Annotated in this window: 15 protein-coding genes and 2 pseudogenes; 10 read left to right on the top strand and 7 right to left on the bottom strand. The window is 75.2% G+C overall.

Going from position 1 to position 16,829, the window contains the following annotated elements; all coding sequences use genetic code 11:
• Together RM780_RS09275 and RM780_RS09270 are read left to right on the top strand one after the other, a co-directional pair.
• Positions 1–629, top strand: a pseudogene (locus RM780_RS09275) (hypothetical protein); the annotation flags it as partial.
• 9 nt (positions 630–638) lie between these two features.
• Entirely contained in the window at positions 639–1,415 is a 777-nt protein-coding gene (locus RM780_RS09270; RefSeq protein WP_311630088.1) for an alpha/beta hydrolase family protein, read from the top strand.
• Positions 1,416–1,443: 28 nt separating this feature from the next.
• On the opposite strand, the gene RM780_RS09265 is transcribed toward RM780_RS09270, so the two are convergent.
• Genes RM780_RS09265 through RM780_RS09250 form a run of 4 tightly spaced genes read right to left on the bottom strand, consistent with a single transcriptional unit; the run spans position 1,444 to position 5,477 of the window.
• Positions 1,444–2,316 carry a tryptophan 2,3-dioxygenase family protein gene (locus tag RM780_RS09265; RefSeq protein WP_311630087.1) on the bottom strand — a complete coding sequence of 291 codons (873 nt, stop codon included), beginning with the start codon at positions 2,314–2,316 and terminating at the stop codon, positions 1,444–1,446.
• On the bottom strand, positions 2,309–3,262 hold the full coding sequence (locus RM780_RS09260; RefSeq protein WP_311630086.1) for a diiron oxygenase: 954 nt from the start codon (positions 3,260–3,262) through the stop codon (positions 2,309–2,311). The genes RM780_RS09265 and RM780_RS09260 overlap by 8 nt, the downstream gene beginning before the upstream one ends.
• Positions 3,259–4,605: an aminotransferase class I/II-fold pyridoxal phosphate-dependent enzyme gene (locus tag RM780_RS09255; RefSeq protein ID WP_311630085.1), complete on the bottom strand. Its 1,347-nt coding sequence runs from the start codon at positions 4,603–4,605 to the stop codon at positions 3,259–3,261. Before RM780_RS09255 ends, RM780_RS09260 begins: the two co-directional genes overlap by 4 nt.
• Entirely contained in the window at positions 4,602–5,477 is an 876-nt protein-coding gene (locus RM780_RS09250; protein ID WP_311630084.1) for an SDR family NAD(P)-dependent oxidoreductase, read from the bottom strand. Before RM780_RS09250 ends, RM780_RS09255 begins: the two co-directional genes overlap by 4 nt.
• A 172-nt stretch (positions 5,478–5,649) precedes the next feature.
• Here RM780_RS09250 and RM780_RS09245 point away from each other — a divergent pair, with 172 nt between their 5' ends.
• The 3 genes from RM780_RS09245 (at position 5,650) to RM780_RS09235 (ending at position 7,419) form a co-directional block, all read left to right on the top strand.
• Complete coding sequence (locus tag RM780_RS09245) at positions 5,650–6,015, top strand: PH domain-containing protein (protein ID WP_311630083.1); 366 nt, start codon at positions 5,650–5,652, stop codon at positions 6,013–6,015.
• Between the two features lie 188 nt (positions 6,016–6,203).
• Positions 6,204–6,812: a ClpP family protease gene (locus RM780_RS09240; RefSeq protein WP_311630082.1), complete on the top strand. Its 609-nt coding sequence runs from the start codon at positions 6,204–6,206 to the stop codon at positions 6,810–6,812.
• A 1-nt stretch (position 6,813) separates the two neighbouring features.
• Positions 6,814–7,419: a ClpP family protease gene (locus tag RM780_RS09235; RefSeq protein WP_311630081.1), complete on the top strand. Its 606-nt coding sequence runs from the start codon at positions 6,814–6,816 to the stop codon at positions 7,417–7,419.
• Positions 7,420–7,508: 89 nt separating this feature from the next.
• On the opposite strand, the gene RM780_RS09230 is transcribed toward RM780_RS09235, so the two are convergent.
• Complete coding sequence (locus RM780_RS09230) at positions 7,509–7,937, bottom strand: helix-turn-helix domain-containing protein (protein WP_311630080.1); 429 nt, start codon at positions 7,935–7,937, stop codon at positions 7,509–7,511.
• A gap of 107 nt (positions 7,938–8,044) precedes the next feature.
• Between RM780_RS09230 and RM780_RS09225 the strand changes: the two are divergent.
• The 4 genes and pseudogenes from RM780_RS09225 (at position 8,045) to RM780_RS09210 (ending at position 13,115) form a co-directional block, all read left to right on the top strand.
• Positions 8,045–9,947, top strand: a pseudogene (locus tag RM780_RS09225) (NAD-binding protein).
• A 10-nt stretch (positions 9,948–9,957) separates the two neighbouring features.
• The gene (locus RM780_RS09220) at positions 9,958–10,443 is read left to right on the top strand and encodes a hypothetical protein (RefSeq protein WP_311630078.1); all 486 of its coding nucleotides are present in this window, start codon (positions 9,958–9,960) and stop codon (positions 10,441–10,443) included.
• A gap of 195 nt (positions 10,444–10,638) precedes the next feature.
• Entirely contained in the window at positions 10,639–11,607 is a 969-nt protein-coding gene (locus RM780_RS09215; RefSeq protein ID WP_311630077.1) for a glycosyltransferase family 2 protein, read from the top strand.
• Positions 11,608–11,609: 2 nt separating this feature from the next.
• Positions 11,610–13,115, top strand: coding sequence for a polysialyltransferase family glycosyltransferase (locus RM780_RS09210; RefSeq protein WP_311630076.1), 1,506 nt, complete (start codon positions 11,610–11,612; stop codon positions 13,113–13,115).
• A gap of 79 nt (positions 13,116–13,194) precedes the next feature.
• Here RM780_RS09210 and RM780_RS09205 read toward each other — a convergent pair whose 3' ends face one another.
• Together RM780_RS09205 and RM780_RS09200 are read right to left on the bottom strand one after the other, a co-directional pair.
• On the bottom strand, positions 13,195–14,406 hold the full coding sequence (locus RM780_RS09205) for an acyltransferase (RefSeq protein ID WP_311630075.1): 1,212 nt from the start codon (positions 14,404–14,406) through the stop codon (positions 13,195–13,197).
• A 304-nt stretch (positions 14,407–14,710) separates the two neighbouring features.
• Entirely contained in the window at positions 14,711–15,418 is a 708-nt protein-coding gene (locus RM780_RS09200; RefSeq protein WP_311630074.1) for a SanA/YdcF family protein, read from the bottom strand.
• Positions 15,419–15,651: 233 nt separating this feature from the next.
• Between RM780_RS09200 and RM780_RS09195 the strand changes: the two genes are divergently transcribed.
• Positions 15,652–16,743: a L,D-transpeptidase family protein gene (locus tag RM780_RS09195; RefSeq protein WP_311630073.1), complete on the top strand. Its 1,092-nt coding sequence runs from the start codon at positions 15,652–15,654 to the stop codon at positions 16,741–16,743.
• Positions 16,744–16,829 lie beyond the last annotated feature (86 nt).

The raw sequence follows: 16,829 nt of genomic DNA, 5'->3' as shown, positions 1-16,829 counted from the left end.
AGTTGGAGCCCCCGCTGCGCGAGCTGGCGGTGGCCACGCTGCTGGCCGCGCACGACGCGGAGGAGGCGGAACGCGCCCGGGTGCGCGGCTTCCGGAACGTCCTGGCCGTCGCGGTGCTGGCGACGGCGGTGATCGCGGCGGGGATGGTGCTGTGGGGGTACGCCAGCCCCTCCGGGCTGCCGCCGCACCTGTGCGCGGACGGCCGGTGCCCCTCCGGGGGGAGGCCGGACGGGTCCGACGTGCTGCTGGTGGCCACGCTGGGGCTGGCCGCCGCCGCGCTCGCCGGGGCCGCGTCCCTGCGCTCGGTGGGGGCGGCGTCCGCGCCCTACGCGGTGCCGCTCGCGCTGGTGCTGCTGCGGCTGCCGGTGGGCGCGCTGACCGCGCTGCTCGGAGTCTGCCTGCTGAACGGGCAGTTCGTCCCCGGGCTGACCAGCCTGGACAGCGGGGCCCAAGTCGTCGCCTGGGCCATCGCGTTCGGCTTCCTCCAGGAGTCGGTGACGCGGATGGTGGACCGGCAGGGCGGCCTGGTGCTGGCCGGGGGCGGAGGCGGCGGGGGTGGAACGGCCATGGCGGGCAAGGGCGTTGGGACCGGGGGCGAACGCGGGACGGGAGGGCGGCGGCGTCAGTAGGATCGCCGGGTGGTCGAGGATCGTTCCGTTCTGACGCGTGAGACCCCGCCGCCGCCGCTGACGGTGCGGTACGGGGAGGGCCCGGACCGGGTCGCGGACGCGTGGCCGGGGGGCGCGGCGGCGGCCGGGCGGCCGTTGCTGGTGCTGATCCACGGCGGGTTCTGGCGGCCGGAGTACGACCGCACCCACACGCGGCCGATGGCGCGGGCGCTGGCCGGGGACGGGTGGTCGGTGGCCTCGCTGGAGTACCGGCGAGTGCCGGGCGACCCGGGGGCCACGGGCGAGGACGTGCGGGCGGCGCTGGCGGCCGTTCCCGGGGAGCTGGCGGCGCGCGGGGCGGCGAGCGACGGGTCGATGGTGCTCGTCGGGCACTCGGCGGGCGGGCACCTGGCCCTGTGGGCTGCGGCCGTGGCGCCGGCTCCCGGCCTGAGGGGAACGCTGGGCCTGGCGCCGGTGGCGGACCTGCGGCTCGGCCACCGGCTGGGGCTGGACGGGGGCGCGGTCCGGGACTTCCTGGGCGGCGAGCCGGGGGCCGGTGGAGAGGGCGCGGACGCCTGGGACCCGGCACGGCTGGCGGCGCCCGGCGCGCCGGTGGTGCTGGTGCACGGGATGGAGGACATCCGCGTGCCCCTGGGGCTGTCGGACGCCTACGCGCGGGCGCACCCGGGCGCCCGGGTCGTCCCGGTCCCGGGCGTGGGGCACTTCGAGCTGATCGACCCGCTCAGCGCGGCGTGGCCGGAGGTGACCGGGGCGCTGGCCGGGCTGGCGGGCGAGGCGGGGCGTTAGACGGCCCCGGCCCCGGCGGCCCCGGGGGTCAGCCCGCGTCGGCGAGGAGCCCGGGGTCTCCGGCCTCCCACAGCTCGGGGAAGAAGCGCCGGTGCACGCCGGCGCGCAGGTAGGCCGCGCCGGAGGTGCCGCCGGTGCCGGGGCGGGCGCCGATCTGGCGCTCCACGAGCACCGTGTGGGCGGCGCGCCACTCGGACCAGATGGCGTCGTGGTCGAGGAGGGCCCCGACCAGTTCGGCCAGGTCCGCGGGCTCCTCGGGGCCGGCGGCCAGGCCGGCGAGGGCGGCGAGGCGGGCGGCGTGGCTGCCGGTGTCGTAGCCGGCCTTGGCGAGCACGGCCAACAGGCCGTCCCACAGGCTGGGTTCGGACTGGCGACGGCGCAGCGCCGCGCGTTCGACCTCGGTGAGGCCCTCGGGCGGGGGCGCGCTGCGGGCCCAGTCGGCGCCCGAGAGGGCTTCGATCTCCCGGAATTGGGCCGACTGGGCGCCGCTCGCGGTGCCGAGGCGGGCGCGGAAGAGGTGGAACTCGCGCGGGGACATGGCCCGCAGCGGCTGGAGGCTGGTCACCAGCGTCCGGTCGATGACCAGGCAGCGGGCGAGCCGCAGCCGCGCGAGCCGGGGCTGGCCGTCGACCAACAGGTCCCGGGCGGCTGTCAGTTCGGCGAGCAACTGGGCGAACCACAGCTCCTGCACCTGGTGCACGGTGACGAAGAGCTGCTCGCCGAGGCTGGCGGGCACGGGCGCGGCCGGCGGCTGCCGGAGCGAGAGTAAGGCGGGGACCTGGAGGTAACGCGCGTAGGTGGTCGTCGGGACCGGGGCGGGCGCCTGGGTGGGTGCGGGCGCCTGGGCCGGGGCGGCGGTCGGAGCGGCTGTCGCCGCGGTGGTGGTGGTGTGGTCAGTCATCGGTGTCCTCCGGCTCCTTGAGTCCGTGTGCTGCGAACGCTTCGGCGGCGCCGGGGAGTTCGAACGCCCCGGCCTGGGCGCACAGGCGGACGGTCGCCCGGGAGACGGTCTGGATGCGGGCGGTGACGGCGCTCCCGGCGTAGCAGTCGGCGAGGACGGCCCGCGTCTGCTCCTCGGTGAGTCCGGCCAGGCGCAGGGAGGTGCGGACCGGGCCGAGGTCCCAGTCGAGCGCGGCGCGGATGAGGGCGGGCATCGCGCGGGCGGCGGCGATCCGGCGGGGGCGGTCGAGGCGGGCCCACAGCTGGAGGAAGAAGGCCGAGAAGAAGCGGTGGTGGCGGCCCTCGTCGCGGGCGTGGTCGCGCATCAGGTCGCGGACGGTGCTGACCACGGCCGGGTCCTGGGGGACCTCGTTGAGCACGGCCGTGATCAGCGTCTCGAAGACGACGGCCTGCAACTGCCCTGCGAGCAGTGGGTCTTCCGGCAGCAGGGCGCGGCCGGTCTCGCGCAGCGCGGTGACGAAGCCGCCGTAGTCGAGGGCGGGGACCGGGATGCCGGTGACGGCGGCGATCTGGTCGGCGAGGTCGAGGCTGTAGAGGGCGTGGTAGCCCTCGTCGCAGTAGACCTTGAAGGCGTCCATCCGCAGGGCGGTGGGGAAGTCCATGCCCGCGCGGCCGTTGGCGACGGGCTCGGCGGCGCCGTTGACCACCCGGGTCTCCAGGTGGGTGGTCGCATGCAGGAATTGGTAGAGATGCCGCATGGTCAGCTCGCGTCTCCTGGCGGGTGGGAGGGCGCGCGTCAGGGGGTGGTCGAGGTGCGGGACCAGGGCCTCGGGAAAGAAGACGCGCCCCGCCTCCTCCTCTTCGTGGAAGACGCGCCGCACGCCGCCGCGGACGCCCGCGGCCTCGTACCAGCGGTCCAGCGGGCCGGGTGCCGGGGTGGTGGTCACGGGCGGCCTCCGTTCGGGGGGAGGTCTGCGGGGGCGGGGGTGGCCGGGACGTGCGCGAGTGCGGGCCCCGGCGGTCCGTCGGCGGGGCGGCCCAGCAGGCCGGCGACGCGGCGCACCGCCTCGGCCACGAGCGGCGCGTCGAGCGTGTGGCACAGGCGGAACCACCCGGGCTCCGGCGCCCGGAAGGCCCCGCCGGGCAGGATGCTGACCCGCGCGGTGTCGAACAACGCCCGCCGCAGGCGTTCCTCGGCGGCGAACCCCTCGTCGGGGCCCGGGGAGCCGGGCCCTCGCAGCCAGGCCCGCAGGTCCAGCCACACGGAGAACCCGGCCTCGGCCGGCACGTACGGCAGCCCGTGCGCGTCCAGCAGCCCGGCGGTGTGCCGGTAGCTGGCGGCGAGCCGGCGGCGGCCCTCGGCCAGGAACCCTTCCACCCAGGCCGGTTCGGCCAGCAGCCGGGCGAACAGGTCCTGCGTGGCGGTGGAGACGGGGGCGAAGTAGGCCAACGCCCGGGTGGCGGCGAGGACATGGGGGTTGCGGGTGTGCAGGACGCCCGTCTTCAGGCCCGGGAGGGCGAAGTCCTTGGCGAATCCCCAGACCAGGTGCGTGCGTTCGGCCCAGTCGGGATTCACCGCCGGGTCCAGTGCGCTGGTGAAGGGGCGTTCGCCGAAGACCGCGTGCGCGTAGATCTCGTCGGAGATCAGGTCGACGTCGTACTGGCGTGCCACGCGCAGGAGTTCGGCGAGAACACCGGGCGGGTGGACCTCACCCACGGGGTTGGAGGGGGAGGAGAGGGCCACGGCGCGGACCGTGATGCCCGCGCGGCGGGCGGCGTCCAGCGCGTCGGCCACGGCAGCGGCGGTGAGGCGGAAGCCGGTGGCGGCGGGGAGCGGGGCGGGAAGGAGGCGGGCGCCGGAACGGCCGCCCAGGTCGGTGTCGAACGCCCCGTAGTAGGGGGCCGGGACGACGATCGCCTCGCCCGGGTCGCACAGCGCGGTGGCGAGGGCGTCCAGCGCGCCGGTGGCGCCGCTGATGACGACGAGGTGGCCGGGGTCGAGAGGGGTGCGGCAGGTGGCGGAGAGCAGGGCGGCTATGCGCTCGCGCAGGACGGGCGTCCCGTGGAGGGGGGCGTAGCGCGCGACGTCCTCCGTCCAGGCCGTGAAGGCGCCTAACTCCCCGAGCCTGGCCCGGAGTACGTCCCACAGCAGGCGGTTCTCGGCGGTGCCGAGGTTGAGGTAGCCGCCGGGGCGCTCGCGCGGGTCGTAGGGCTCGGCCTCGGCGCGGAAGTGCGCGTCGGCTATGGCGGGCGTATCGGCGACCAGGCGGGCCGACTGGCGGGAGATCATCTTCGCTCCGCGGGGGCGGTGGGGTGAACGGCGGTGGCGACGGCGGGCGTCGGGGCGGCTGCGGCTTCCGACGCGGGCGGGGCGGGCGGCGCGGTGAGCAGACCGGGGTGCACCCCCAGCCCCATCGAGGCGTCGATGACCGCCCCGTGCAGCGCGGCGGAGTGCTCCCCCGCCAGCCACCACACCAGTTCGGCGATCTCGGACGGCTCGATCAGCCGCCCCTTCGGCAGGCGGGCGGTGAACTCCGCGCGCTCGGCGGGCCCCAGGCGCCCCAGCGTGCTCGCCTCGAACATCGCGGTCTCGACCGCGCCGGGGCAGACCGCGAAGACGTGCACCGGCGCGTGCGCCAGCTCGGCGGCCAGGTGACGCGTGTAGTACGTGAGCGCGGCCTTGCTCATGCCGTCGGCCGGGTGGAACCCGGGGAACTGGCCGATGCCGCCGCCCACGCTGGAGACGTTGACGATCCGGCCGTGGCCGCGTTCGAGCATCCCGGGCAGCACCTGCTCGGTCAGCCACAGCGGGCCCACGGCGTTGATCCTGAAAAACGCGGCGGCGCGGGTGTGTTCGGGCCCCGGCGCGTAGCGTTCGACCGTCTTCGAGCCGACGGCCGCGTTGTTCACGAGCACGTCCACGGGGCCCGGGAGCCGCTCGGCCAGCCGCTGGTGGTCCTCCCACTCGCCCTGGTCGAAGGGGAACGCGGCCACCGCCGCCGGCCCCTCGCGTTCCAGCCGCCCGGCCAGCGCCTCGGCCTCCGCGCGCCGGCTGCGGTAGGTGAACCACACCTCCCAGCCCTCCTCGCGCGCGAACCGCTCCACGCACGCGCGGCCGATCCCGGCCGAACCCCCGGTGATGAGCACGCTTCGCCTCGGCATGGGCCTCCCCCGTGACTGGACTCCGGCGCAACATAGGCGCAGCGCGGCGCGGGGCGCAAGGTGCTTCGGCTTCAGAAGACGAAGGCAACCATCGATGATGCTCCCGGCGTTCCAGTGGGCAGAAGGTGCACGACGGGTGACCCCCCGGGGACGGACGAGGATCGGAGACGCCATGGCGCTGTTCGGCAACGCCCACACCATCGACCCGGCCGCCGCGCAGCAGGAGTACGCGCGGCTGCTGGGCCACGGCGAGCAGGTGCAGGCGGCCTTCCTGCTGATCCGCGACGCCATCCTCTTCACGGACCGGCGGCTGATCCTGGTCGACAAGCAGGGCATCACCGGCCGCAAGATCGAGTACCACTCGGTCCCCTACCGCAGCATCACGCACTTCGCGGTCGAGACCTCGGGCACCTTCGACCTCGACGCCGAGCTCAAGATCTGGATCTCGGGCACCCCGGCCCCGATCGAGAAGACCTTCACGAAGGGCGTCGACATCTACGAGGTCCAGGCCATTCTGACCCAGTACGTGGCGCGCTAGGCGGGAGCGCTCAACGCCGCCGCCCCCCACGCCCCTCCAGGGCCGGCCCCTCAGCGGGCCGGCCCTTCGCTCTGCCGTCGGCGAATCTGCCGGGGGCCGAGGGAGGGGGCGGTCGGGGGGTGCGGTGGTGAGACTCGGGAGGAAGGCAGCCCGTTGGGGGCTGTCGGTGGGGAGTTGGGAGGAGCGGGATGAGGACGGCGGACTCGTGGGCGACGCGGCTGGATGATCATCTGGCGACGGAGTTGCTGAAGCAGCGGATCGTCGTGCTGGGGACCGAGGTGGAGGACGCCTCGGCGAACCGTGTGTGCGCGCAGTTGCTGCTGCTGTCGGCGGAGGACCCGAAGGCGGACATCGCCCTGTACATCAACAGCCCGGGCGGGTCCATCACGGCCGGGCTGGCGATCTACGACACGATGCGGCTGATCCCGAACGACGTGGCCACGCTGGCCGTCGGATTCGCCGCCAGCATGGGCCAGTTCCTGCTGTCGGTCGGCACGCCCGGGAAGCGGTACGCGCTGCCGAACGCGCGGATCATGATGCACCAGCCCTCGGGCGGGATCGGCGGGACCACGGCGGACATCGCGATCCAGGCGGAGAACCTGGAGTTTATCAAGCGGGCCGTCGAGCGGATCACCGCCGAGCACACCGGCCAGGACCCGGAGACGATCGCCCGCGACGGGGACCGCGACCGCTGGTTCACGGCCGAGGAGGCGAAGGAGTACGGGATCGTGGATCACGTGGTGCGGTCGCTGGAGGACGTGCGGCCGGCCGGGGCGACGCGGCGGATGGGGTTCTGAGATGGGGCAGTACACGATCCCGACCGTCGTGGAGCGCACGGCGCGCGGGGAGCGGGCGTTCGACATCTACAGCCAGCTGCTGAACGAGCGGGTGATCTTCCTCGGGACCGAGATCGACGACGGGGTGGCGAACGTCGTCATCGCGCAGCTCCTGCACCTGGAATCGTCCAACCCGGACGCGGAGATCGCGATCTACATCAACTCCCCCGGCGGCTCGTACACCTCGCTGATGGCGATCTACGACACGATGTCGTTCGTCCGCTCGCCCGTCTCGACGATCTGCGTCGGGCAGGCGGCCTCGACGGCGGCCGTGCTGCTGGCCGGCGGGGACCCGGGGCGGCGGCTGGTGCTGGAGCACGCCCGGGTGCTGCTGGGGCAGCCGGCGAGCGGCGGGGCGCGCGGGACGGTGACGGACCTGGCGCTGCAGGCCAAGGAGATGCTGCGCATCCGCGCGCAGGTGGAGGAGGTTCTGGCCCGGCACACGCCGCACGACGCGGCGCGGCTGCGGGCGGACATGGACCGGGACCGGGTGTTCACGGCGCGGGAGGCCGTGGACTACGGGCTGGCGGACCAGGTGATCACCCGGCGGGTGCCGGCGGCGGCCTGAGGGCCGGGGGGCGGCCGGGGCCGGGGGCGTGCGCTTCCGGCCCCGGCCGGCCGCCGGGGCCGTTCGCGGGGCAACGGCCGCCGCGGGCGTTACGCGGCCAGGAGCAGCGCGTCCGTGGTGCCCGAGGGGGGCGTGGCCCGGCGGCGGGGGGTGGAGAGGTCGGAGTGGACCCGCTCCAGCAGGTCGGCCAGGCGCAGGCCGAGGGCGCGGGCGGCGGCGGCCAGGACCTCGGAGGACGCCTCCTTGCGGCCCCGCTCCACCTCGGAGAGATAGGGCATGGAGATCCGGGCGGCCTCGGCCACGTCCTTCAACGTCCGCCGCTGCGCGAGTCGTTCGCGGCGCAGCACGTCGCCGACGAGGTCGCGCCACAGCGGCTCGCGGGGCGCCGGGGCCGGGGCGGGCGCGGGGCCGGTCCCGGGCGGGGCGTGGGGCGCCGGGACCCGGCGCAGCGGGATGACGCGGGCCCCGGCCTCCTGGGGGCCGGTCCGCGCCGGGCGGTTCTGCGCGTGGTCGGTCATTCCCCCAGCGTAGGAGCGGGCCGCGCGGCCGGGGACGGGCGGGCGCTCCGCCCTCCGCGAAATCGCCGCAAGGCCGTGTGGCACAGTGCCCGTGGGAGGTCGGTCCGGTGATTGTGTGCGGGGACGACGCGCTGGCGACGCGGCTGGCGGCGGAGTTGCACGGGGTGTACCGGCAGCGGGTGACGCTGGTGGTGCCGCCGGCGGCGGGGGACGAGGACGGCGCGGCCGGGGGCCGGGGCCGGGTGCGGGCGGGCGCGGGGGCGTTATGGGGCCGGATCGGGCGGATCTCCGCGGCTATCGGGCGGCCGGCGCCGGGCGAGCCGCTGCCGCCGGAGCCGCCCGACCCCTACGCCAGCGGCGAAGTGCTGCTCCCGGTGCGGGAGATCGCGGCGCCGGAGGCCACCGAGGAGGTGCTGCGGGAGGCGGGCGCGGAGCGGGCCGGTGCGCTGGCGCTGGTGTACGAGGACGACGAGGCCAACATCCGGGGCGCGTTGGCGGCCCGGCGCCTCAACCCCCGCCTGCGGCTGGTGATCCGGCTCTACAACCGCAAGCTGGGCGAGCACCTGGCCCAGCTCCTCGACCTGGCCGCGGGCGGCCCGGCGGGCGAGACCACCGTGCTCTCGGACGCGGACACGGCCGCGCCCGCGCTGGCGGCCACGGCGGTGGCCGGGACGAGCAAGGTGGTGGAGGCGGACGGGCTGTTGCTGCGCGCGGTGGAGCGGGCGCCCGCCGACGACGGACGGATCGCCGAAGGCGGCCTGTGCACGCTGGCGTTGCTTTCTTCCACGGTCAACGACCCGGCGGGCACGGAAGGTTCGGACCACAGCGGGCCGCAGGGACCGCAGCTGCTGCCGGACGACGAGACCGTCAAGTCGGCGGCGGGGCGCGGCGCGATGGTGCTGGAGGCGGTCACGCACAGCGGGCCGCGGCGGGTGGGGCGGGCGGCGCCGCTGGGGCGGCTGTTCTCGCGGCAGCTGCGATGGGCGGTCGCGGGCGTGGCGGCGGCAGTGTGCGCGCTGGCGGTGGCGCTGTGGTGGGCCACGGGTGACCAGCCGTTGCACGCCGCGTACCTGACGCTGCTCGACCTGTTCGGGATAGGGGATCCGGCGGTGGGAGAGCCGCTGTCGCGGCAGGTGCTGCAGCTGCTCTCCGGCCTGGCGGGCCTGGCGCTGCTGCCGATCCTGGTGGCCGCGGCGCTGGAGGCGCTGGGGGCGTTCCGCGGCTCGGCGGCGCTGCGCCGGCCGCCGCGGGGGCTGTCGGGGCACGTGGTGCTGCTGGGCCTTGGCAAGATCGGCACGCGCGTCCTGGCGCGGCTGCGGGAGCTGGGCATCCCGGTGGTGTGCGTGGAGGAGGACGTGCAGGCGCGGGGTGTTCCGCTGGCGAGGCGGCTGCGGGTGCCGGTGGTGCTGGGGGACGTGACGCAGGAGGGGGTGCTGGAGGCGGCGAAGATCCACCGGGCGCGGGCCCTGCTCGCGGTGACCAGCTCGGACTCCACCAACCTGGAGGCGGCGCTGTACGCCCGCACGGTGAAGCCCGAACTCCGCGTCTCGCTGCGGCTGTTCGACGACGACTTCGCGACGGCGGTGTACCGCACGCTGCGGGCTGCGCACCCGGAGGCGCTGACGCGCTCGCGCAGCGTGTCCTCGCTGGCGGCGCCCGCGTTCGCCGGGGCCATGATGGGCCGTCAGATCATCGGGGCGCTGCCGGTGGAACGCAAGGTGCTGCTGTTCGCGGCGCTGGAGGCGGCGGGTCGGCCGGAGCTGGAGGGGCGCACGGTGGCGGAGGCGCACCGGCCGGGCGCGTGGCGGGTGCTGGCCATGACGATCGCGGGCGGGACCACGGTGTGGGAGCCGCACCCGGGCTACGTCCTGCGCCCGGCGGACCGGGTGGTGCTCGCGGCGACGCGGCGGGGGCTGGCCCAGCTGTTGCGGTAGGCGTGCCCACGCGCGCCGGCGGGGCACAGGCGCGCGGCCGGCCGTTCCGGAGGCGGCCCCGGCGCGCCGGGCGTAGCGTGAAAGACATGAACGCGACCAGGTCAGGAGCCGGGGGCATGCTGCGGGGGGCCGCGGCCGGCGCCGCCGGGACGACGGCGCTGAACGCCGTCACCTACCTCGACATGGCGCTGCGCGGCAGGCCGGCCAGCTCCACCCCGGAGGAGACCGTGGAGCGGCTGACCGAGGTGGCGGGCGTTCCCGTGCCGGGTGGCTCGGGCCCCGACGGGACGCGGGCGCACCGGGTCTCCGCGCTGGGCGCCCTCACGGGCATGGCCACAGGCGTGGCGGTCGGCGCGGCGCTGGGCGCGGTGGCGGGCGCGGCCGGGCGGCGGCCGGGGCTGCTGGGCGGCGGGCTCGCGGCGGCGCTGGTCGCGATGGCCGGGAGCAGCGGGCCGATGGCCGCGCTGGGGGTGACCGACCCGCGCACCTGGAGCCGGGCGGACTGGGTCAGCGACGCCGTGCCGCACGCCGCGTACGGCGCGGTCACGGCCTGGGTCCTGCGGCGGCTCTGAGGCGGGTCCGCGGCGGGCCCCCGGGGCGCGGAGGCGCCCCGGGACGGTAGCGTCGCGCGTGGCTCAGGGGGCGGAAGACCAGGCGATAACCGAGCGTACGGTCAGCGTTTACCGTCTGGTCACTTGCGCGTATCCTGAGTCGCCGCTCGCGTGTTTACCGTCGCGACTGATCTCCTCACTGCCCCTGGAAGCCTGGTGCCAAAGCTCTCCGTCATCGTCGCCTGCCACAACGTGCAGGACTTCGTCCCGACCACGTTGCGCAGCCTTGCCAGGAACGCCGGCCCCGAGATCGAGTTCATCCTCGTCGACGACCGGTCCACCGACGCCACCGGGGAGATCCTGGGCCGCGCGGAGGGCGAGATCCCCCGCACCAGAGTCATCCGGCACGACACCAACCAGGGCATCTCCCGCGCGCGCAACACCGGCATCGAGGCCGCCAGGGGCGACTACCTCACCTTCCTGGACGGGGACGACTGGTACGCGCCCGGTTACCTGACGGAGCTGGTCGCCGCCGCCGAGCGCCTGGGCTGCGACTACGTGCGCACCGACCACGTGCAGTCCAACGCCCGGCGCCGCACCATCGCCCGCGCCCCCTCGCCGCTGCGGGACGCGGTGATGAGCCCGCGCGAGGCCATCGCCCCGGCCGACCGCAAGACGATGGTCGACTACCCCTTCGTCTGGGCGGGGGTCTACCGGCGTGAGCTGTTCGACGAGGGGCTGCGCTTCGTGCCGGACCTGCGCACGGCGGAGGACCGGGTCTTCTGCTGGCAGCTCGCGCTGCGCGCCAGGACGTTCGCCACGGTCGGGCTCCTCGGCGTCTTCTACCGCCGCGGCGTGACCACCTCGCTGACGCAGATAAAGGACGACCGGCAGCTGGACTTCATCCCGGCTCACGACCTGATCCTGAAGGAGGTCGAGGAGGACGCCGAGTCCGAGCGCTTCCTCCCCAAGATCGTGCGGACCTACTGCGCCATGATCGCGTTCCACGCCGCCAACGCCGGACGCTACGAGGCGGACGCCGCGCGGCGCCTGCGGCAGGAGTCGTCCGCCGCGCTGCGGCGCTTCCCGCCGCAGCTGCTGGAGCGGACCCTGGAGGCGATGGGGGAGGACCGCGAGAGAGTGCTGCGCCGGCTGCTCGGGCGCGTGCGGAAGGCGGTGGCCTGAGCATGGGCGGCACGGGTGGCACTGTCCTCAGCGGCGGCACGGCCGGCCTGGGCGGCACGGCCCGCGCGGGCGAGCGGACGCAGATCTTCGAGGTGTCGACGCTCTACGGGGCGGCGACGCTGGCCGCGGCGCTGGACGCCGGGCAGTTCGGGGCGCGCGGCGAGGCCCGCCGCGCCCTGCTGCTGTCGAACAACGCGGCGGTCCCCGAGACGGCCGCCTCGCTCCGGGAGATGACGGGCTGGGCGCGGATCGCCGCCCGCTTCGACGTCGTTCTGGACTGGAACGACACCATCTACCCGCACCACCCGAGCGACTGGGGCCCGTCCGACCGGGACTCGCCGGTGTGGGAGCGGTTGCTGCGGCACTCCTGGGGCCTGGGCGACGGGCCGGTGGAGCTGATCCTGGAGTCGGTGCACGCCCGGCCGGCCGCCGCGCTCGCCTCCGTCTTCGCCAACGCCGCGATCACCGTGTACGCGGACGGGCTGATGAGCTACGGGCCGACCCGCGACCGCCTGCCGCAGGACACGGCGATCCGCATCCGGCGGCTGCTGCACCTCGACCTGGTGCCGGGGCTGCGCCCGCTGCTGCTCGGGGAGCACGGCGTGGAGCCCGAGGTGGTGCCGGACGCGGCCTTCCGCGCCGTGCTGGACGAGATCAGCGGGCAGCAGGAGCGGCGGCCGGACGCGGCGGACGTGGTCTCGCCCCCGGACGGCGCCAAGGGCACGGACGGCGGGGAGGCCGGCGAGGCCGGGGAGGGCCAACGGCCGGGGGCAACGTCCTCGGTGGCCGTGATCCTCGGGCAGTACCTGGCCGCGCTGGAGATCCTCACCCCCCGCGAGGAGGAGGCGCTGCACGAGCGGATGCTGCGCGGCGCGGCGGCGGCCGGCTTCCGGGCGGTGATCTTCAAGCCGCACCCGACGGCCCCGGCCCAGTACTCGAAGGCGCTGGAGAAGGCCGCGGCGGACGTCGGAGTGCGGCTGACCGTGCTGGACACGCCGATGCTGGCCGAGACCGTCTTCGACCACTACCGGCCGGGCCTGGTCGTGGGCTGCTTCTCGACGGCGATGTTCACCGCCGCCGCGTACTACGGGCTGCCGATCGCGCGGGTGGGCACCGGCCTGCTGCTGGAGCGCATCACCCCGTACCAGAACAGCAACCGCGTGCCGCTGACCATCGTGGACGCGCTGGTGCCGGACCTGGAGGCGGGCGCCGCCGGGGAGGTCGTCACCGAGCGGCCGGACGCGGCCGAGGCGATCGGGCCGCTGGTGCGCACGGTCGGCTTCTGCATGCAGTCCAAGGTGAACCCGGAGCTGCGCGCGGAGGCCGAGGCGTGGCTGGACGCGGAGCTGAACGAGCACACCTGGCGTTACTTCAAGCGGGCCCGGCTCACCGCGCTGGCGCTGCCGGGCGGCTTCGCCTCGGGCCTGGCCCGCCAGCTCCCGGGCGGGGGTCGCGCGCTGCGCATCGCCCGCCGCGTGCGGCGCGCCACGCTCCGGAACAAGACCTAGGACGGGACCCGGGGGCCAACGTGCCGCGCGCCCCGGGGGGGGGCCCGGGGCGCGCGGCGGTGGTGCGGGAGCGGGAGGGTCAGCCGAGCCAGCGGCGCAGGCCCAGCTTCCCCCAGGCGAGGCTGGCGGCGTAGGCCAGGACGACGGTCAGCGCTCCCATGGACAGGAGCGTGCCCAGGGTGACGAATGCCCCGGCGTCCTCGGAGATGGCGCGCGTGACCAGCTCCTCCACGAACAGAATGTGCACCATGTACGCGCCCATCGCGGCGTTGGCGTACCGCGCCAGGGCGGGCCGCCACCGCTCCGGGACGCGGACGCGGGCGACCAGCACCAGCAGGCTGAGCGTGGAGAGGGCCACGAACGGGTGCGCGTTGGGGATCACGTAGTGGACCTGGGTGTCCCACCAGACGATGCCCGCCACGGAGAGCACGAAGACCGGCCCCGCCAGCCGCAGGACGAGGGGCGGCATCCGGCGCGGGTGGGCCAGGACGAGCGCGCCGCCGATGGCGTAGATCACGGAGTACGTCCCGAAGCCCCAGCCGACGGGCGGCGGGTTCCAGCCGGTGATCTCGCCGGCGGTGGCCAGCAGGTGCGGCAGGCCGGCGAGCACGAGCAGCGCGACGCCCAGGCTCCAGGGGCGCTGGTTGCCGCGCATCAGGACGACGAAGCCCAGGGCCATGACGATGGGGATGTACGCGTACATGAACCACAGGTGGTACGCGGGCTGGACCGAGCCGAAGATGCCGTCCACGGCGAGGTCGGTCATGGGCGCGTCGTTCCGGTCGCGCAGCCAGGCCCAGGCGAGGTAGGCGCCGGTCCAGACGAACAGGGGCGTGCCGTTGCGCACGACGCGCTGCCACATCCGGGAGGAGTCCCGGGGCGGGGCGCCCATCAGCACGGCCCATCCGGCTATGGCGAAGAACACGGGGACCGCGAAGGCGAGGGCCGCGTCGCCGATGTGGCCGATCCAGTAGGCGGAGGGGCCGTTCTCCTCGCGCCGGTCGACGGCGGCGATGAAGGAGGCCGAGACGTGCGAGACGATCACCGCGCAGGAGGCGAGCAGCCGCAGCAGGTCGACGTCGTAGCGGCGCTCGTGCTCCGGCGCGGAGCGCGGCACGGGCAGCGGCGTCAGCAGGTCGCCGTCGGTGGGCGGCGGCGCCCCGCGCGGGGCGCTCGCGGGCGCGGGCTCCGGAACGGCCGGCGCGCCGGCGGACTCGGGCCCCGCGGCTCCGGAGGCGGGGGCCGTGCCGGGCGGCGGGGTGGCTGCTGGTGGTGCGGTCTCCGGGGACATGGGATCCGATCGCGATGGTGCGGCTGGGACGGCGGGGACGCCACGGCGGGTGGCGCCGTCGCCGGACCCGGCGGGGCGGCTCCGGAATCCTCGCTCGTGCACTACTAGCTCATCCCGGATAACGCCTCACCGATGGGAGGTGAGCGTGCGGTGAACGAGGATAGTCACCCGAATGGCTGCCCGGTGCCGGGCGGACGAATCCGGCACCGGGGGCGCGGAGCGCGCCCGCGGCGCGCGGGGGCGCGCGCCCGGCGCGGGGACGGGCGGTGCCCGGCGCTCCCGGTCCGGGCCCCTCCGCCCGGCCTCAGCGGGCCGAGAGGATCTCGTCGAGGCTGGTCTCGCGCGGCCCCGCCACGGCGGGGGGCGGGGTGAAACGGGCCTGGTAGGCGGCGGTGAACGCGCCGGCCATCTCGCGCAGCCCGCTGAAGATCTCCAGGCCGCTGACCCGCTCGCCCACGCCGACGCCCCACGCCTCGATGCCCGCCGCCTCGCACAGCGCGAGGGCGCGGCGGATGTGGAAGTCCTGGGAGACCAGCAGCGCGCGCTCGACGCCGAAGACGGAGTGGGCGCGGGCGCAGGAGTTCCACGTGTTGAAGCCGGCGTAGTCCTCGACGATCAGGTCGGCGGGGACGCCGCGCTCGGTGGCGAGGTAGGCGGACATGGCGTCGGGCTCGTTGTACTGCGGGGTGCTGTTGTCGCCGGTGACGAGGACGGCCTCCACGCGGCCGGCGTGGTACAGCTCGGCGGCGGCGTCGAGGCGGTGGGCGAGCCACTGCGTGGGCTCGCCGTCCGGGCGCAGGCCGGCTCCGAAGACGACGGCGACGGGGGCGCGCGGGGTGTCGCCCACGGCCCGCACCCGGTCGTCGGCGGTGAGGTGGACCCAGGCGGAGGGGAGGGTGGCGAGGACGGCCAGCACCATGAACGCCTGCAAAGCACGGCGCTTGCCGCGGACCGTACGGGGAAAACGCGGGCGGAAACGGCCGGGGCGGCGCTGCGGGCGTGCGTCGGTCACGTCTCTCACACGTTCGGGGCGGCGGGCGAGTTCCCTGCCCGGACACCCGTCCGTGTGACACATCCGGAAAACGTCCGAAAAGCGGCGGAACCCGTGCAGTCGGGCGGCGTAAGACAGTTCGGGGTCGGAATCGTGGCTCCTTCGTTATGGCGAACGGCGCAACATACCGCCGGGTTCGCGCATCTTTAGCAATGAGGTCCCAAAGAGGTCTGTTAGCTCCAGGGGGAAGTCTGATGCGCTCCGCGCTACGCCGGTTCCGGCGATGTGCCCTGTCCGCCGCCGCCGGCACCGCCGTCGCCGCGATCGTGCTCACCGGTTGTTCGGGAGAAGGCCAGGCGGCCTCCGACGGCCCGACCGACGAGGCGTCACAGGAGGAGTCCGGCGCCCCGGAGGACGGCGAGGGCGAAGGTGAGGGTGAGGGCGAGGAGGAGGAGCCCGCCGAGCAGGTGGTCTTCGACTACGGCGACGAGTCCGACGACGTGCGGGAGTTGCAGGCCCGGCTGGCCCAGCTCGAGCACTTCGCCGCCCAGCCCACGGGGTACTACGGGGACGTGACCCTGGGCGCGGTCTCGGAGTACCAGCGCGCCTCGGGCATCGAAGTCTCGGGCACGGTCTTCGAGGGCACCTGGGAGGCGCTGACCTCCGAGACCGAGGAGCCCAGCCAGGAGGAGCTGTTCCCCCCGGAGCCCGTCTTCGACTACGGGGACAACTCCGACGAGGTCCGCGAGCTCCAGGCCCGCCTGCGCCAGCTCGACCACTTCGACGAGAACCCCACGGGCTACTACGGCGACGTGACCACCGCCGCCGTGACGGCGTACCAGAACGCCTCCGGCATCGAGGCCACCGGCACCGTGTTCCAGCCGATGTGGGACGCGCTGCGGGCCGAGACCGAGACGCCCACCCAGGAGGAGATGTTCCCGCCGGTCGAGGTGCCCGACGTGGCCCCGGCCCAGGACCTGGACGAGCGGTGCCTCGAGGGCCGCGTGCTGTGCATCTCCAAGACCAGCCGCACGCTGTCCTGGGTAATCGACGGCGAGGTGCAGATGACCGTGGACGTGCGGTTCGGCGCCGAGGAGACGCCCACCCGCGAGGGTGAGTTCGAGGTTTACTGGAAGTCGCGCAACCACCACTCCACGCTGTACGACTCGCCGATGCCCTACGCGATGTTCTTCGACGGCGGCCAGGCGGTGCACTTCTCCCAGGACTTCGCCGCCAACGGCTACAACGGCGCCTCCCACGGCTGCGTCAACGTCCGGGACGAGGCCGCGATAGCGCAGCTCTTCGACGAGGTGAACGAGGGCGACCGGGTCATCGTCTACTGGTGACCGGCCCCCGGCCCCGGCCGGCTGACGGGACGTGACGCGCGGGCCGCCGGGGCCTCTTCCCCGGCGGCCCGCGCGTCTTTTCCGCC

The organism is Streptomyces boetiae (genome assembly GCF_031845405.1).
In the GTDB taxonomy this organism is placed as follows: domain Bacteria; phylum Actinomycetota; class Actinomycetes; order Streptomycetales; family Streptomycetaceae; genus Streptomyces; species Streptomyces boetiae.
This window is presented reverse-complemented; position numbering and strand designations above follow the sequence as displayed.

Coding starts and splice junctions, on each gene's coding strand:
- RM780_RS09265 (WP_311630087.1), bottom strand. CDS start 2,316: ATGACTGACCACACCACCACCACCGCGGCGACAGCCGCTCCGACCGCC.
- RM780_RS09255 (WP_311630085.1), bottom strand. CDS start 4,605: ATGATCTCCCGCCAGTCGGCCCGCCTGGTCGCCGATACGCCCGCCATA.
- RM780_RS09210 (WP_311630076.1), top strand. CDS start 11,610: ATGGGCGGCACGGGTGGCACTGTCCTCAGCGGCGGCACGGCCGGCCTG.
- RM780_RS09220 (WP_311630078.1), top strand. CDS start 9,958: ATGAACGCGACCAGGTCAGGAGCCGGGGGCATGCTGCGGGGGGCCGCG.
- RM780_RS09245 (WP_311630083.1), top strand. CDS start 5,650: ATGGCGCTGTTCGGCAACGCCCACACCATCGACCCGGCCGCCGCGCAG.
- RM780_RS09205 (WP_311630075.1), bottom strand. CDS start 14,406: ATGTCCCCGGAGACCGCACCACCAGCAGCCACCCCGCCGCCCGGCACG.
- RM780_RS09230 (WP_311630080.1), bottom strand. CDS start 7,937: ATGACCGACCACGCGCAGAACCGCCCGGCGCGGACCGGCCCCCAGGAG.
- RM780_RS09195 (WP_311630073.1), top strand. CDS start 15,652: ATGCGCTCCGCGCTACGCCGGTTCCGGCGATGTGCCCTGTCCGCCGCC.
- RM780_RS09240 (WP_311630082.1), top strand. CDS start 6,204: ATGAGGACGGCGGACTCGTGGGCGACGCGGCTGGATGATCATCTGGCG.
- RM780_RS09250 (WP_311630084.1), bottom strand. CDS start 5,477: ATGCCGAGGCGAAGCGTGCTCATCACCGGGGGTTCGGCCGGGATCGGC.
- RM780_RS09235 (WP_311630081.1), top strand. CDS start 6,814: ATGGGGCAGTACACGATCCCGACCGTCGTGGAGCGCACGGCGCGCGGG.